Consider the following 14,710-nt stretch of genomic DNA (forward strand, 5'->3'; position numbering starts at 1 on the left):
CGACAAGGATGTGACACCCATGAAGCCTGCCTCGTTAAGCGAGGGCCGTCGTGGTCCCGCTCAAATCTGGAACAGCGCGCCGCAGTTGGCGCAAATCCCCACGCTTTCCCCTGCTTCGCTGGTGCCACCGGGTGCACGGGTGGTGATCATCGCCCCCCATCCCGGTGATGAAGTCCTGGCCTGTGGCGGGTTGCTGCAATTGCTCAGCACCCGCGACCACCCGCTGCAATTGATCTCCATCACCGATGGCAGCGCCAGCCACCCCGGCTCCCATGTGTGGCCAGCCAGCCGCCTGAGCGTGGTCAGGCCCCAGGAAAGCGCCGAGGCGTTGCGCCGCCTGGGCATGCCACTGCACAGCCTGAAATGGATACGTGGCGGTTTTTGCGACAACGCCCTGGCCGCTCGCGAGCAACCGCTGAGCCAATTCATTGCGCGCTACCTGCAGCCGGGTGACGTGGTGTTCAGCACCTGGCGCAACGATGGCAACGACGATCACGACGCCGTCGGCCGCGCGAGCGCCAAAGCCTGCAGCCTGATGGGCGCCCGCCTGTATGAACTGCCGATCTGGGCCTGGCACTGGCCGGCGCGCGAGGGCCCGGTGATTCCGTGGCAACGCGCGCGCAAGGTGCGCCTGGACACCTGGAGCGTTGCGCGCAAGCTGCATGCAGCCCATGCGTATGCCAGCCAGTTGGCAGGCGACCCGCAAATCGGCCTGCCGCCGATGCTGGCCCAGGTGTTGCTGGAGCGCATGCGTGAGCCTTATGAGATCGTGTTGGGCTAGGCGCCCGCTCGTCTATGTCTGTTGCTTTTCACAGTAGCGCCGCAAGCCTGGGCCACGATCAATGGCTCGGTGGGCAGGGGCGATGCTGTTCTAGGTTTGTATCGCAGTGTGTACAGAGGCCGCTGTGATACACCGCCTTTAAGTCAGCGGCTTTTCTGAAACAGGCCAGATACAGCGCAGCGTTCAACTGAGCACCAGGCACACATCAAGCCGCAGGAGGCTCGCCATGCACACTCAGTTGACCCCTCGCTCCAAACGCCCACTCTTTCTGGCCTTTGCGCTGTTGCAGTTCGGGGCCCTGGGCGTAGCCCGTGCCGAGATGCCCGAAATCAACATTCCGGCGCCCGTCAGCCAATCGGCCTTCAGCACGCTTAAACACGTCAAGGCCGGCCAGTTGGATGTGGCCTATGCCGAAGTCGGCCCGGCCACAGGCCCGGTGGTCATCCTGTTGCACGGCTGGCCCTACGACATCGACAGCTACGCCAACGTCGCCCCACTGCTGGCCGCCAAGGGTTACCGCGTGCTGGTGCCGTATGCTCGGGGCTATGGCGACACGCGCTTCCTGTCGGATAAAACCCTGCGCAACGGCGAGCCCGCCGCGCTGGCGCAGGACGTGATCGATTTCATGGATGCGTTGAAGATCAAGCAAGCCGTGCTGGGCGGGTATGACTGGGGTGCGCGCTCGGCGGATATCGTTTCGGCGCTGTGGCCGGAGCGGGTCAAGGCGCTGGTATCGGTCAGCGGCTACTTGATCGGCAACCAGGCTGCCGGCAAGAACCCATTGCCGCCAAAAGCCGAATTGCAATGGTGGTACCAGTTCTACTTCGCCACCGAGCGCGGCGCAGCGGGTTACCAGAAAAACACCCATGACTTTGCCAAGCTGATCTGGCAGACCGCCTCGCCCCAGTGGAAATTCGACGACGCCACCTTCGACCGCAGTGCCAAAGGCCTGCAAAATCCGGATCACGTGGCCATTACCGTCTTCAACTACCGCTGGCGCCTGGGCTTGGTCCAGGGCGAAAGCCAATACGAAGCGCTTGAGCAGAAACTGGCGCAGTCACCGTCCATTGGTGTGCCCACCATCACCCTGGAAGGCGATGCCAACGGCGCCCCTCACCCGGCACCGGAAGACTACGCCAAGCGCTTCACCGGCAAGTACCAGTTCCGCCTGATCAACGGCGGCATCGGCCACAACCTGCCTCAGGAAGCGCCCGAGGCGTTTGCCAAGGCGGTGATTGACGCGGATCACCTGTGATGAAGCGCCTCTGCCTAGCCTTCATCGCCCTGGCCGGCGCGACCAGCCCTTGGGTGTTCGCCGACGACAATGCCTCGCCGATCTACGGCGTGACCATTCCCGACGGCTACCGCCAATGGGAACTGGTGGCGCCCGCCCAGGAAGCCGACCCGTTGAACGAACTGCGCGTGGTATTGGGCAACAGCGCCGCACTCAAGGCCTACCGGGAAGGCAAACTGCCCTTCCCCGATGGCACGGTGTTGGCCAAGCTGGCGTGGAAACACGAACAGTCACCGGACTTCAAGACCGCGTCCATTCCCGGCGCGGCCACCACGGTACAGTTCATGGTCAAGGACTCGAAGAAGTACGCTGCCACCGGCGGCTGGGGTTTCGGGCGGTTCATCAATGGCAAGCCGGCGGACCAGGCCCAGCACGAGACGTGCTTTGCCTGCCACCAGGCATTGGTGAAAGACCGGGACTACGTGTTCACCAAACTGGCGCCCTGAGCGTGGAGGTCCGGGTGTCACCGGACCTCCACGTTTTTCATCAGGCCGGTACGCCCAGGATGATGTGCGACGCTTTGATCACGGCCGTTGCACTGACGCCCGGTGCCAGGCCGAGTTCGGCAACCGCATCACGGGTAACGATGGAGTACACCTTCGAACCACCGGCCAACTCAATCACCACTTCAGCGTTGACCGCACCATCGTTGACGCTCAGCACCTTGCCTTCCAGGCAGTTGCGCGCCGACAGGCGAATGTCGCTGGACTCGGTCATCAGCATCACCCACGGTGCCTTGATCAGCGCCACGGCTTCTTTACCGACGGCGATGCCCAGGTTGCGCACGCTTTCCATGGTCACGACGGCCACCAGTTGCTCACCACCGGGCAGGGTCAGGACAACTTCGGCGTTGACCGCACCATCCTGTACCTGGCTGACCTGGCCTTTGAATACATTGCGTGCACTGACTTTCATGGGGAGCGTCCTTTTCTTGACTTGTAGGTTAGGAATTGCCGCGCATGATTAAACGTAGCGTTGTGTAAAAACAACTATAGCGCCCTGCCCTCCGTTACCCGGGCGTTGAACCGATTGCGAACCTGCGACAGCTGGTAGGCAATCCCCAGCCAGATAAACCATGCGGGCATCACGCACAATGCCAGTCGCGTGTCCGGGCGCAAGGCCAGCAGGCACAGCACAAACGCCAGGAACCCCAGGGAGAACCAGGCCATTGGCACGCCACCGGGCATTTTGTAGAGGGATTTGGCGTGCAGGTCCGGGCGTTTTTTACGGTAGGCAATGTAGGAGGCGAGAATAGTCGACCAGGTAAAAATCACCAGGATCGCCGAGACCGTCGACACGATCGTAAACGCGGTCATCACCTCCGGCACCACAAACAGCAACACCAGGCCCAACAGCATCAACAGCGTGGTAAACGCCAGGCTGATAAACGGCACGCTGCGGGTGGACAGGCGTCGGAAGATCCCGGGCGCATCCCCAAGGTCTGCCAGGCCGAACAGCATGCGGCTGGCGGAGAACACGCCACTGTTGGCCGACGACGCCGCCGAGGTCAGCACCACGAAGTTGACGATACCCGCCGCCGCCGGAAACCCCGCCACCAAGAACAACTCCACGAACGGGCTCTTGCTGGGCGACACCTGCTGCCACGAAGTGACTGCAATGATGCACGCCAGGGCCAGCACATAGAACAGGATGATGCGCAGCGGGATCGAGTTGATCGCCTTGGGCAAGGTCTTCTCCGGGGCACGGGTTTCGGCCGCTGCGGTGCCGATCAACTCGGTGCCGGCGAATGAGAAGATCGCCATCTGGAAGCCGGCAAAAAAGCCAAACAGCCCGTTGGGGAACGCCGCCTGCCGATCCAGCAAATGCCCCAGCGAGGCGGTGACGCCGGTGGGTGAGACAAAGGACGAGGCAATCAGCACCGCACTCACGGCTATCAGCGTGACCACGGCGATGATCTTGATGATCGCGAACCAGAACTCCACCTCGCCAAACAGCTTGACCGTGAGCACATTCAGCGCGAACAGCGTCAGCAACATGCCCACGGCGGGCATCCAGGCCGGTACATGCGGGAACCAATACTGGAAGAACCCGCCGACCACCACCGCATCCCCCACCACCGCCACGCTCCAGCTCAACCAGTACGACCAGCCCAGGAAAAACGCCGCGCGCGGCCCCAGGTACGCCCCGGCAAAGTCGGCAAAACTCTTGAAGTTGAGGTTGGACAGCAGCAACTCGCCCATGGCGCGCATCACGAAATACACGAACAGCCCGATGATCATGTAGATCAGCAGGATCGAGGTGCCGGACAGCGCAATGATCTTGCCCGAGCCCATGAACAGACCGGTGCCGATCGCACCGCCCATGGCCATCAGCTGGATGTGGCGGTTACTCAAAGTGCGTTGCAACGCAGGCTTTTCGGCAAGCCCGGGCGTGGTTGTTTTCATCACAAAACCTCTTGTTATGTTTTTGAGTTTTGGCAGAAAAAAGGATTGAACGGTGGCGCTCAGGCGCTCTTGTTTTCGAAGCCATGCAGCACATTGACGGCGTTGATGCCGATCTCATCGACCATGTAGCCGCCCTCCATCACGAACAGCGTCGGCACGCCGACCCCGGCGATGAGTTCGCCCATGCCAATGAAGTCCGGGCTGTCGAGCAGGAAGTGGCTGATGGGGTCGTCCTTGAAGGTGTCGACGCCCAGGGAAATCACCAGCACCTCGGGGGCGAAGTTTTTCAATTGCCGACAGGCGTCGAGCAAGGCGATTTGGTAGCCGGCCCAGTCGGTGTTTTTCGGCAACGGGTAATTGAGGTTGAAGCCCTCTCCCGCCCCGGCACCGCGCTCGTGGGCATGGCCGGAGAAGTACGGATAGGACACGCTCGGCTCACCGTGCAGCGAGATGAACATCACATCGGGGCGGTCATAGAAAATGTTCTGCGTGCCGTTGCCATGGTGGAAGTCCACATCCAGCACCGCCACGCGCCGGGCGCCCTGGGTGATGGCCTGTTGCGCGGCAATCGCAGCGTTGTTGAGGTAGCAATAACCGCCCATGTATTCGCGCGCCGCATGGTGACCCGGTGGACGGCACAGGGCAAAGGCGCTGTGCTGGCCTTCATCGATCAACGCCAGGCCGGTCAGTGCGATGTCCGCGCTGGTCTTGACCGCGTTCCAGGTGGTGCGGGTGATCGGCGAGCCGGCGTCCATGGCGAAGAAGCCCAGCTTGCCATCGATGAACTCCGGCACCTGCTGGTTGGCCAGGTCACGCACCGGCCACACCAACGGCAGCGCGTCGTGGCTGCGGCCGATGGCGGTCCATTCGGCCCAGGCGGTTTCGAGGAAGGTCACATAGCGCTCGCTGTGGGCATTGACATAGCAGGCACGGTCGAAGGTGCGCGGCACGATGATCTCGCCCAGCCCCACCCGTTGCACCCGGTCACGCACCGTGTCCGCACGGCTCGGTTGTTCGAACGAGGGTTTGAGCACGCCATCTTTCAATTCGGTGCCATGGTGCAAACGGTGGTCATCACTAAAAACAGTCAACATTGCTGAGGTTCCGCCAGTAAAAGACAGGGTCTATTTTGTTCTGGCGGGGCGGGGCTTTCTTTGCTTTTACTTCCCTCGATGTTAGGTTATTCGGTGTTTTTTACCCTTAAGGCGTCGATATATGAAAAATAAAACCAGCCAGGTCGCTCTTGATGACACCGATCTCGCCATCCTCGCCCTGCTGCAGGCAGACGCCAGCATTTCCAATGCCCAGCTCAGCGAGCGCCTGTCACTGAGCCTCACGCCGTGCTGGCGTCGACGCAAGCGCCTGGAAGAAGAAGGCGTGATCAAGGACTACCAGGCCAACCTCGATCGCAAGCTGCTCGGGCTGAACATCCTGGCCTTCGTACACGTGCGCTTCGCCATCCACGCCGACCAGGCACCGGACGCGTTCGAGGCGGTGATGCGCGAGCTGCCCCAGGTGCTGGCGTGCCACAAGATCACCGGCGATGCGGATTACCTGTTACAGGTGCTGGCCGAGGACCTGGACAGCTACAGCGAATTTGTCGAGAACGTGCTGCGCCGACAGCTGGGGATTGCGTCGATCCAGTCGAGCCTGGCGTTGAAGGAAGTGAAGGCGACGAGTCGGGTGGCGATTGGGCGGTGAGGCTCAGAACGGCTCCAGGCCCGTTTAAAGTCCTGCCCGACCAGGCCGATAACTGACTGGCAGTATTGAATCCGAACACTCGCTCCGCGCACGCCAGATCCTCTTACGATTACATGGAGCAAGCCTGAATGCCTGTCCGTACGCGTTTTCTCGAGCATTACCGCAAGGCCGACCGCATCATGCTGGCGTTGATCTGGCTGATGTTTGTGTTCTCCGTGGGCCTGGCGTTCTGGCACGACACCTTGCTGCAAGCGGTGGTCATCGGCGGCGGCACCGCTGTTGTACTGACCGCGCTTTACCGTGCCCTTTCAGGCACCCGCGTGATGCGCTGCGCACTCGGCGCAGGCCTGATGGTTATGGCCGCCCTGCACATCAACCAGGCCCAGGGCGTGATCGAATCCCACTTCGGCATCTTCGCCTTGCTCGCCGTGCTCACGTTTTACCGCGACTGGCTGCCGATCCTGGTGGCCGCCCTCACCATCGCGGTGCACCACGTGGTGTTCCATGCCTTGCAGCATCAGGGTTTTCCGGTGTTTGTGATGGATCATCACGGCGGTTGGGGCATGGTATTCGTGCATGCGTTCTACGTGGTGATGGAAACCGTCGCCCTGCTCTACCTCGCCGTGCACAGCCAGGCCGAAGCGGTCGAGAGCCAGGAAATGCTCGAAAAAATGCTGGCCGTCACCTCTCAATTCACCTCGCAGGCCAGCCAGGGCGAAGGCAAGGTGCATGTGTCTTTGGCCAAGCGCTTTGATCACTTCCTGCAGCAGATCACCCACCTGATCGATGGCGTCACCCGCGACTCCCACGGCCTCGGCCAGCTGGGCCAGGAACTCGCCAGCGCCAGCGGCACCCTGGAAAAAGGTGCGCGGCACCAACTGGCGGAAATCACCCAGATGACCGGCTCGATGCAGCGCATGGAAGACGCCATGGGCCACATCGCCGTGCACGTCGAACAAGCCGTCGAACACGCGGGCAAGGCCAGCCAGCAAATCGTGCGCGGCCAGCAAAGTGTCGGCCGCGCGCAGCACGAAATCACCCAATTGGCCTCCCGCCTCAACGGCACCCACCAAACCGTGCAAGGCCTGGCGGTGCAAGCCGAACAGATCGGCACCGTGCTCGAAGTGATCAGCAGCATCGCCAACCAGACCAACCTCCTCGCCCTCAACGCCGCCATCGAAGCTGCCCGCGCTGGCGAACAAGGCCGCGGCTTTGCCGTGGTCGCCGACGAAGTGCGCAGCCTGGCGCAACGCACCGCCGTCTCCACCCAGGAAATCAAGACCATCATCGAAGGCTTGCAACACGGCAGCCGCCAAGCCGTGGAAGCCATGCACGACAGCCGCCAAGGGGTGGAACGGTGCGTGGAAGACAGCCAGGTCGCGGTGGATATGCTGCAGGCCGTGGGCAATGACATCGCGCATATCGATCAGTTGAACGGGCGGATTGTGAGTACGACGCGGGAGCAGACGTCAGCCAACATGGAAATTGTTGGGCGGTTGCAGGCGGTGCAGGGGATTGCGCAGAGCACGGCGGACGATGTGGAAATGCTGGCGAGGAGCAGTGAGCAGTTGCCGGTGATTGCGGTGCGGCTGGATGCGTTGGGGCGGAGGTTTCATCAGTGAACAGTTCCGAAGCATTTTCTTCAATACCGATCTCATTTCCATAAGCATTGCTCCCTAGCGGGTAGCAGGCCCCCACCACAGCCAAATCTGCAGGTATGGCGAGGATGCAACAAGCACTAAATGAAAACCTACGACAAACAACTATGAGTCACCGCCTAAGTGGGCGGTGCCTCATCGGTGCAAGCCACGAAAGCTAGAACATATTTAGTTGCTGTTTCGTAGTCGCATAGACATCCAGGTCGGAAGCTTCCGCGATCAGCTTGTTCTGCCGATACACTACGTCCCGATCAATACTATTAAACTGAAAAACACTGTCAGTATTGTCCGACTTAAAAAGGCGCAGATTCACTTTTGGCGCAAGGGGCATAACCGCCTTAAAGGAGCTTACATCTTCTTTTTCTTCTCGATCCTCCACATTCCCCCACACCGGATTGCTGCTGGTCACAAGATCCAGATCACTTGCATTGTGATCCAGCGAAAGCGTAAAACCAGTTCTAATAAAATTATTTGCGAGCCTAATCGACTCAACAAAAAGAATAACCTTGGTCACAGTTTCTACCTGAACAGGCGTGAGCTTTTCCGTCCCATTCACGCTTTCCAGATACATATCTTTCGTTAGATCTATAACTGCCTTTCGGGCGCGTCGCGTACGAAAATATTGACTCGCTATCAACTTTAACAAGTTGTCGTGATGTCTTTCAGCATCTTCTTCAACTGCGACATTCATATTTTCAGGCCTAGCACTCATTGCAGCAACGGTATATGCAAACTCACTTTCCAATGCGGAATACATATCCTCGAGAAAGTTTGTTTCCAGAGGCGCCAACTTCTCGTGCCTTTCAAGCCCGGAAACTCTATAAGCATTCACCAAACGCAACTGGTTTATTTTGTGTAACATCTCAGCCACAAACGGCTCACCTTGCAAAGGAGCGAAGTAGTAACTCAACATCCCCCAGACAACTTCATCAATCTCAACCCGATAAAACCTATTCTGCTGGGCAACCTTCTTTAAGTTAGCTGTTTTATAAGTGTTTTTATCTTTTTTGTTGTGGACCCAGATCCATGAATCACCATTCGAATCTTGGGTAGCCCAGCTATCGAGATAAAATCTGCTGACATAGTGTTGACGAATTTTTTCTTCCATGAGTACTAACGTATCCTAGGCCAAGTAATGGCCCAATGATGTCACGGCTACTGGAGAAACACCATTAACGTGCCACAGAGCACTCAGGCCGGGCATACCCGATAAGCACACCGCCTCGCCCCCAGTTGAATGTGTTCCACCCGCTCCACTTTGGCTTGCAACACCTGCTCGAACACCTGCAACTCCGCCCGGCAAAAGCCCTGGCATGCCGTGGCCGCTGCACAGATCGGGCAGTGGTTTTCCACCAGGATCAAGGCGCCATCGGGTTGTTCGCTCCATTCGGCCATATAGCCTTCACGGGTTCGCAGCGTGGCCAGCCGTTCGACCCGTGCCTTCAGGTCCGTCAACCCTTCCATCTCTTGCTCGTACAGGGCCTGGGTCTGACGCTCGCGCACGTCGATCAGGCGATCGATGGCAGCCTCGCCAAAGGTTTCTCGCACGGTCTGCAGCAGTTGCAGGGTCAGGTCCGAATGGGTGTCCGGAAAGCGTGCATGCCCCTGGGCCGTGAGTTGCCACACTTGGGTCGGGCGTCCCACCCCTCGCACTTCGGAGGTGGCTTGCACCAGGCCGCTGGCCGCCAGTTTCACCAGTTGCTGGCGCGCAGCCTCCCCGCTGGTGCCTAGAAATACGCCCGCATCGGCGGCCAGCTGCGGGCCACGGGTCTTGAGCAGGTGCAATACACGGTCTGCCGCAGACGCCGATGAATTTTCCAAGTCATTTCTTGACAAAATATTTAGCCCCGCCGCAATATTCAAAGCAATTGCTTGGCAAATTAACCCAAGCCTGTCGCTCATGCAAACCATCGGGGCTTTTCAGCGCCCGTATGACAAGGAATTGTGGATGGACACCCAGAACAGCAGTTGGGGCGAATTGCTCCTCGGCAGGAACGCGGCCCGTTCCCTCGCCCTCTCCGGCGGCATTGCCCTCTACGCCACCAATACCTATATCGCCACCACCATTTTGCCCTCGGTGGTGGCCGAAATCGGCGGGCTGGAGCTGTATGCCTGGAGCACCACGCTGTATGTGGTGGCCTCGATCCTGGGCTCGGCCCTCACCTCCAAGCTGCTGCTACGCACCGGGCCACGCCTGGCCTATGCGGTGGCGACCCTGGTGTTCATGGCGGGCGTGATGATCTGCGCCCTGGCACCGAGCATGCCGGTGATGCTGGTCGGGCGGTCGATCCAGGGCCTGGGCGGCGGGGTCTTGCTCGCCTTGTGCTACTCGATGATTCAACTGGTGTTCGAAGAACGCTTGTGGCCTCGGGCAATGGCATTGGTATCTGGCATGTGGGGCGTGGCGACATTGGTGGGCCCGGCCGTGGGCGGCGTGTTTGCCGAACTGGACGCCTGGCGTTACGCATTTGGCGCGATGGTGCCGGTAAGCCTGGCCTACATCGTGCTCACCAGCCGGGCGCTGCCACCCCGGGACCCAACCGCGACCACCGCCGCACGCCTGCCGGTGCCGCAGTTGATACTGCTGGCCGCGGCCGTGCTGGCGGTGTGTGCGGGCAGCGTTTCGCCGCTGCCGAGCTGGAACCTGCTGGGCATCGCGACCTGTGCCGTGCTGGTGCTCTTGTTGATCCGCCAGGAGTCGCGCGCCTCGGTGCGATTGCTGCCACGAGATGCGTTGAAATTCAGCACCCCGCTCTGCGCGCTCTACGCCACCACCTGCCTGCTGGTGATCGGCATGAGCAGCGAGATTTTCATGCCGTATTTCCTGCAGCACCTGCACGGCCAATCACCGCTGGTGGCCGGCTACATGGCGGCGTTGATGGCGGCAGGCTGGACGGTGTCGGAGATCCTCAGCTCCGGCTGGACCGGGCGCGGCGCCCATCGCGCCATCCTTGCAGGGCCGCTGCTGATCGTGGCCGGGTTGGTGATACTGGCCATCACCACGCCGGTGACCAGTGCAGGTGAGTGGACGCTGCTGGCGCCCATTTGCATTGGGCTGTTCCTGGTGGGGTTCGGTATCGGCCTGGGCTGGCCGCACTTGCTGACACGCATCCTGCAAGTCGCGTCGGCTCAGGACCAGGACACCGCCGCGTCGTCGATCACCACGCTGCAACTGTTTGCTATGGCACTGGGTGCGGCACTTGCGGGTGTGATATCCAATATGGCGGGCATCAACGACGCAGCCGGCGATGCGGGTGTCGCCAATGCGGCGCGCTGGTTGTTCGCGGTGTTTACCCTGGCACCGGTGTTGGCGCTGGTGATGGCGGTGCGGGCGACGCGGGCCAAGGAAGATAGCGCTGAGTTGGCGGTTTCTCAGCACTGACCCGTGGGTTTCCAGCAGAATGCCGTCAAACGAACGAGACCTGCCGATGAACATTCAAGCCCTGGAAGAAAGCAATATCCTGTCGATGTCGATTGACCAAGCCCATCGTTTCTTTGAAATGACCGTCAGCTTGCAGGACGGTGCTTGTTGCAAGTTGAGGGCCTGGAACGACGATGGACTTAAGCTGGCTATCCGGCTTGGCGCATTGAACTTGCACGCCCGCGCTGACCTTGGAGAGTTGGAGGGCATCAGCCTTGCAGACAACGTACTGATCCTGGAAGGTGATTTCGGCGATATCGAAATTGAAGCCACGAATGTGGTGGTGGAAAAATTGAAGTAAGTTTTCCGTGACCTTAACCTTCAAAATGATCACCTGAGTATCCAGATGCTATCCGCACAACAAGCCAGCGCTATCGTCCTTGACCTTCATGAAGGCTCCTTCAGAGAGGGTCGCCCGGAGCGATTTGCCATTGCGTTCTGCGAACTCTCTGCCAACCGCGACTACTGGGTGGTGCGCTGCAATACCGAAGAATGCGTGCTTCACGGCAAAACCGAGTACTGCTACGTCGGCGTCAACGCGCACCTAGTGGACGTACACACCGGGGCGCTGGAGACGGTAGCCAGTTGCTTTACGGTGGACCAATACCTGTATGACAAGAGGCATCTGCAGGCTGCCGCCGGCAATAGCTATGTGCTGTGCCCGACGTTCTCTCGTGTGGACAAAGCTTTGGTGATCAAGTTGCGGCAAACGCTGTCGTGCTCTTACACCGAGAGCTTCGCTCTCCTTTCGGTTACGGGTCGCCAGTGGTTGACGGGCATACACCGACACCTGGAAGAGGCCAAGTGTTTGCTGGCTGAGGAAGGGATAGCAACGGACATTGAATTGGTTTCAGAACCAAAAGGCGCCACGGCCATCGGACCTGAAACCTGGCACATCGCTGCGGTACTGAAGGCCATTCAAAAGACGCTTCAACGTGGGTGATTCATTCGGTTAATCACTCGCCCCTGGGTAACCCCCTGCATCAACGAACAGCGTGCGAAGCTTCTTTTGCGCCGCCGCTGAAAGACGCGGTGAGTAGCGCTGAAACTCTTGTTCAGCAGCATCGGGCTTGCCGTTCCTGGCCAGCACAAAAGCGTAGGCAAGCGGGTGTTGCGTGTAGTTGTAAAAGCCCAAGCCGCCTGTCGACAGATGCTGCCTGACCCGCTCAAAAGCACTGGGCAGGTCGGCTATCGAACGCGCCGAGTTCCAGAAGGATTCTGCGGTTGGAATAACTGCCCTGAGGATATCGGGTGCGCACTTGGCGATGGTTTCGGGCCCGTAGCTATAGGAAATATCAAGCGCCCGATCACGCACATCAAACGTCAGGTCAGGTCGCGCCGACTTCACAGTCCTGTGCCACTTGAAGTCATTGCCGGACAGGTGCGGGACAAAATCCAGGGACAACCCCCATGAAGGCGCGAGCGCACCGCCCTTCCACTGCGCCAGGCGAAAGATCTGCCGGATGGGGGCGTCAGCACTGCGCACCCAGGACAATGGGCCTTGAACTTCGAATCCCAACGGCAGCAGAAGTGCGTCCACGGTAGGCGAAACTATTTCGTGGATCTGGTCGATTCGCACGATTTGAAACGCTGTTCCTTGCATTGTCGCCTCCTCAAATTGTGCGGTGGAGTTTTCTCGATTGACACATAGGATTCAAGGCCCTGAGTTTTTTTGCTCCCCCCCCTCACCGATCAAAGGCAGGCTCTCAGCGAATTTCGTACTTGATCTTAATATATGGATATCCGTATATTCGTTTATCCACATGTTACGAGTACGCCATGATCACACCTCCCGAAGTCTTCAAGAGCCTGTCCGACGAGACCCGCGTGCGGGCCACCCTGCTGATTGCCGATCAAGGTGAGCTGTGCGTCTGCGAGTTGATGTGTGCGCTCGACGACAGCCAGCCGAAAATCAGCCGCCACCTCGCCCAGCTGCGTAGCAGCGGGTTATTGCTGGATCGCCGCCAGGGCCAGTGGGTCTATTACCGCCTCAATCCAGACCTGCCCGAGTGGGTTCACGAGGTTCTGCACGTGACGTCCAAGGCCAACGCGGGCTGGCTCAAGGGCAACGCTTCACGCCTGCAAAACATGGATGGGCGCCCCGTGCGCGAAGCGGCCTGCTGCTGACCCCTGATCGAGTGAGTATTCAATGTTTGTCGCCGTGGCTGTTTTTGTCTTCACCCTCGTACTCGTCATCTGGCAACCCAAGGGCCTCGGCGTTGGCTGGAGCGCCACGGTCGGTGCGCTGATCGCGCTGGCCGTGGGCGCGGTGTCGCTGCAGGATATCCCGACGGTATGGGCCATCGTCTGGAATGCGACTGCCACTTTTATCGCGGTGATCATCATCAGCCTGTTGCTGGATGAGGCCGGTTTCTTCGAATGGGCCGCGCTGCATGTGGCGCGCTGGGCGAAAGGCAGCGGCTATCGGTTGTTCGCCTTCTGCGTCCTGCTGGGCGCTGCCGTGTCCGCCGTGTTTGCCAATGATGGCGCGGCGCTGATCCTCACGCCCATCGTGATGTCGATGCTGCTGGCGTTGCGCTTTTCCCCCGCCGCGACCCTGGCGTTCGTCATGGCCGCCGGGTTCATCGCCGACACCGCCAGCCTGCCGCTGGTGGTGTCCAACCTGGTGAACATCGTCTCCGCCGACTACTTCGGGCTGGGTTTCACCGAGTACGCCTCGGTGATGGTGCCGGTAAGCCTGGTCAGCGTCGCCGCGACCTTGCTGGTGCTGCTGGTGTATTTCCGTCGCGACATTCCGCAGTGCTATGCGCTGGAGGCGTTGCAAGAACCAAAAGCCGCCATTCGTGACCGCGCAACCTTCATCGTCGGTGGCTGGACGTTGTTGATGCTGCTGGTCGGCCTGTTCGCACTCGAACCGCTGGGCATTCCCGTCAGCGCCGTCGCGGCAGCTTGCGCGGCCTTGCTGTTCGCGGTCGCCGCCAAGGGCCACAAGATCTCGACGCGGCGGGTGCTGCGCGAAGCCCCGTGGCAGATCGTGGTGTTCTCGCTGGGCATGTACCTGGTGGTGTACGGCCTGAAGAACGCCGGCCTGACCGATTGGCTCGCCCGGCTGCTGGATCACCTGGCCGGGCAAGGCCTGTGGGCCGCCACCCTTGGCACCGGCCTGCTGTCGGCGTTGCTGTCGTCGGTGATGAACAACATGCCAAGCGTGTTGATCGGCGCGCTGTCGATTGAGGCCAGCGGCGCGGAGGGCATTGTTCGCGAGGCCATGATCTACGCCAACATCATCGGCTGCGACCTCGGCCCGAAAATCACCCCCATCGGCAGCCTGGCCACACTGCTCTGGCTGCACGTGCTGGCGCGCAAAGGCATGCGCATCACCTGGGGTTATTACTTCAAGGTCGGCGCCGTGCTGACCCTTCCGGTTCTGTTGATCACCCTCTCGGCCCTGGCCCTGCGCCTGAGCCTTTGATAGCCGCCCCAAGCGAA

At 60.1% G+C, this 14,710-nt stretch carries 16 protein-coding genes; 10 read left to right on the top strand and 6 right to left on the bottom strand.

All coding sequences use genetic code 11. The features are described from left to right. Positions 1-19 precede the first annotated feature (19 nt). The 3 genes from M2394_RS02615 to M2394_RS02625 all read left to right on the top strand — a co-directional run bounded on the left by M2394_RS02615 (position 20) and on the right by M2394_RS02625 (position 2,521). Positions 20-781 (top strand): PIG-L deacetylase family protein, encoded by a 762-nt coding sequence (locus tag M2394_RS02615; RefSeq protein ID WP_259171518.1) that lies wholly within the window; start codon positions 20-22, stop codon positions 779-781. A gap of 226 nt (positions 782-1,007) precedes the next feature. Next, a complete protein-coding gene (locus M2394_RS02620) occupies positions 1,008-2,036 on the top strand; it encodes an alpha/beta fold hydrolase (RefSeq protein ID WP_259171519.1) in 1,029 nt (342 codons plus the stop codon). Continuing rightward, positions 2,036-2,521 carry a cytochrome P460 family protein gene (locus tag M2394_RS02625; protein WP_178920568.1) on the top strand — a complete coding sequence of 162 codons (486 nt, stop codon included), beginning with the start codon at positions 2,036-2,038 and terminating at the stop codon, positions 2,519-2,521. The genes M2394_RS02620 and M2394_RS02625 overlap by 1 nt, the downstream gene beginning before the upstream one ends. 40 nt (positions 2,522-2,561) lie before the next feature. Here M2394_RS02625 and M2394_RS02630 read toward each other — a convergent pair whose 3' ends face one another. From M2394_RS02630 to M2394_RS02640, 3 genes are all read right to left on the bottom strand, one after another. Then, positions 2,562-2,990: a molybdopterin-binding protein gene (locus M2394_RS02630; RefSeq protein ID WP_155585186.1), complete on the bottom strand. Its 429-nt coding sequence runs from the start codon at positions 2,988-2,990 to the stop codon at positions 2,562-2,564. A gap of 74 nt (positions 2,991-3,064) precedes the next feature. After that, complete coding sequence (locus M2394_RS02635) at positions 3,065-4,480, bottom strand: amino acid permease (protein WP_259171520.1); 1,416 nt, start codon at positions 4,478-4,480, stop codon at positions 3,065-3,067. Between the two features lie 59 nt (positions 4,481-4,539). After that, on the bottom strand, positions 4,540-5,574 hold the full coding sequence (locus tag M2394_RS02640) for a histone deacetylase family protein (protein ID WP_259171521.1): 1,035 nt from the start codon (positions 5,572-5,574) through the stop codon (positions 4,540-4,542). A 121-nt stretch (positions 5,575-5,695) separates the two neighbouring features. Here M2394_RS02640 and M2394_RS02645 point away from each other — a divergent pair, with 121 nt between their 5' ends. Continuing rightward, the gene (locus tag M2394_RS02645) at positions 5,696-6,181 is read left to right on the top strand and encodes an Lrp/AsnC family transcriptional regulator (protein WP_259171522.1); all 486 of its coding nucleotides are present in this window, start codon (positions 5,696-5,698) and stop codon (positions 6,179-6,181) included. Between the two features lie 128 nt (positions 6,182-6,309). Beyond that, complete coding sequence (locus M2394_RS30385; protein ID WP_310521998.1) at positions 6,310-7,803, top strand: methyl-accepting chemotaxis protein; 1,494 nt, start codon at positions 6,310-6,312, stop codon at positions 7,801-7,803. A gap of 193 nt (positions 7,804-7,996) precedes the next feature. On the opposite strand, the gene M2394_RS02655 is transcribed toward M2394_RS30385, so the two are convergent. Both M2394_RS02655 and M2394_RS02660 read right to left on the bottom strand, forming a co-directional pair. Beyond that, complete coding sequence (locus M2394_RS02655; RefSeq protein WP_259171523.1) at positions 7,997-8,947, bottom strand: DUF4238 domain-containing protein; 951 nt, start codon at positions 8,945-8,947, stop codon at positions 7,997-7,999. Between the two features lie 83 nt (positions 8,948-9,030). Beyond that, a complete protein-coding gene (locus tag M2394_RS02660; protein WP_218647008.1) occupies positions 9,031-9,660 on the bottom strand; it encodes a metalloregulator ArsR/SmtB family transcription factor in 630 nt (209 codons plus the stop codon). Positions 9,661-9,787: 127 nt separating this feature from the next. On the opposite strand from M2394_RS02660, the gene M2394_RS02665 reads away from it, so the two are divergent. The 3 genes from M2394_RS02665 to M2394_RS02675 are packed head-to-tail and all read left to right on the top strand — an operon-like array spanning position 9,788 to position 12,203. Further along, positions 9,788-11,221 carry an MFS transporter gene (locus M2394_RS02665; RefSeq protein ID WP_259171524.1) on the top strand — a complete coding sequence of 478 codons (1,434 nt, stop codon included), beginning with the start codon at positions 9,788-9,790 and terminating at the stop codon, positions 11,219-11,221. Between the two features lie 46 nt (positions 11,222-11,267). After that, positions 11,268-11,561, top strand: a complete 294-nt coding sequence (locus M2394_RS02670; RefSeq protein WP_259171525.1) for a hypothetical protein — start codon at positions 11,268-11,270, stop codon at positions 11,559-11,561. 45 nt (positions 11,562-11,606) lie between these two features. Beyond that, positions 11,607-12,203: a hypothetical protein gene (locus tag M2394_RS02675; RefSeq protein ID WP_259171526.1), complete on the top strand. Its 597-nt coding sequence runs from the start codon at positions 11,607-11,609 to the stop codon at positions 12,201-12,203. Between the two features lie 9 nt (positions 12,204-12,212). Here M2394_RS02675 and M2394_RS02680 read toward each other — a convergent pair whose 3' ends face one another. Beyond that, positions 12,213-12,863, bottom strand: a complete 651-nt coding sequence (locus M2394_RS02680) for a hypothetical protein (protein WP_259171527.1) — start codon at positions 12,861-12,863, stop codon at positions 12,213-12,215. A gap of 176 nt (positions 12,864-13,039) precedes the next feature. Here M2394_RS02680 and M2394_RS02685 point away from each other — a divergent pair, with 176 nt between their 5' ends. Next, positions 13,040-13,387: a metalloregulator ArsR/SmtB family transcription factor gene (locus tag M2394_RS02685; protein WP_176995922.1), complete on the top strand. Its 348-nt coding sequence runs from the start codon at positions 13,040-13,042 to the stop codon at positions 13,385-13,387. A gap of 22 nt (positions 13,388-13,409) precedes the next feature. After that, a complete protein-coding gene (locus M2394_RS02690) occupies positions 13,410-14,693 on the top strand; it encodes an arsenic transporter (RefSeq protein WP_259171528.1) in 1,284 nt (427 codons plus the stop codon). The last annotated feature ends 17 nt before the right edge of the window (positions 14,694-14,710 follow it).

The sequence above is a fragment of the Pseudomonas sp. BIGb0164 genome (genome assembly GCF_024810135.1).
Lineage (GTDB): Bacteria > Pseudomonadota > Gammaproteobacteria > Pseudomonadales > Pseudomonadaceae > Aquipseudomonas.

Bases quoted from the DNA above. Each gene is read 5' to 3' on its own strand.
- M2394_RS02615 (WP_259171518.1), top strand. From the start codon at position 20: ATGAAGCCTGCCTCGTTAAGCGAGGGCCGTCGTGGTCCCGCTCAAATC.
- M2394_RS02620 (WP_259171519.1), top strand. From the start codon at position 1,008: ATGCACACTCAGTTGACCCCTCGCTCCAAACGCCCACTCTTTCTGGCC.
- M2394_RS02625 (WP_178920568.1), top strand. From the start codon at position 2,036: ATGAAGCGCCTCTGCCTAGCCTTCATCGCCCTGGCCGGCGCGACCAGC.
- M2394_RS02630 (WP_155585186.1), bottom strand. From the start codon at position 2,990: ATGAAAGTCAGTGCACGCAATGTATTCAAAGGCCAGGTCAGCCAGGTA.
- M2394_RS02635 (WP_259171520.1), bottom strand. From the start codon at position 4,480: ATGAAAACAACCACGCCCGGGCTTGCCGAAAAGCCTGCGTTGCAACGC.
- M2394_RS02640 (WP_259171521.1), bottom strand. From the start codon at position 5,574: ATGTTGACTGTTTTTAGTGATGACCACCGTTTGCACCATGGCACCGAA.
- M2394_RS02645 (WP_259171522.1), top strand. From the start codon at position 5,696: ATGAAAAATAAAACCAGCCAGGTCGCTCTTGATGACACCGATCTCGCC.
- M2394_RS30385 (WP_310521998.1), top strand. From the start codon at position 6,310: ATGCCTGTCCGTACGCGTTTTCTCGAGCATTACCGCAAGGCCGACCGC.
- M2394_RS02655 (WP_259171523.1), bottom strand. From the start codon at position 8,947: ATGGAAGAAAAAATTCGTCAACACTATGTCAGCAGATTTTATCTCGAT.
- M2394_RS02665 (WP_259171524.1), top strand. From the start codon at position 9,788: ATGGACACCCAGAACAGCAGTTGGGGCGAATTGCTCCTCGGCAGGAAC.
- M2394_RS02670 (WP_259171525.1), top strand. From the start codon at position 11,268: ATGAACATTCAAGCCCTGGAAGAAAGCAATATCCTGTCGATGTCGATT.
- M2394_RS02675 (WP_259171526.1), top strand. From the start codon at position 11,607: ATGCTATCCGCACAACAAGCCAGCGCTATCGTCCTTGACCTTCATGAA.
- M2394_RS02680 (WP_259171527.1), bottom strand. From the start codon at position 12,863: ATGCAAGGAACAGCGTTTCAAATCGTGCGAATCGACCAGATCCACGAA.
- M2394_RS02685 (WP_176995922.1), top strand. From the start codon at position 13,040: ATGATCACACCTCCCGAAGTCTTCAAGAGCCTGTCCGACGAGACCCGC.
- M2394_RS02690 (WP_259171528.1), top strand. From the start codon at position 13,410: ATGTTTGTCGCCGTGGCTGTTTTTGTCTTCACCCTCGTACTCGTCATC.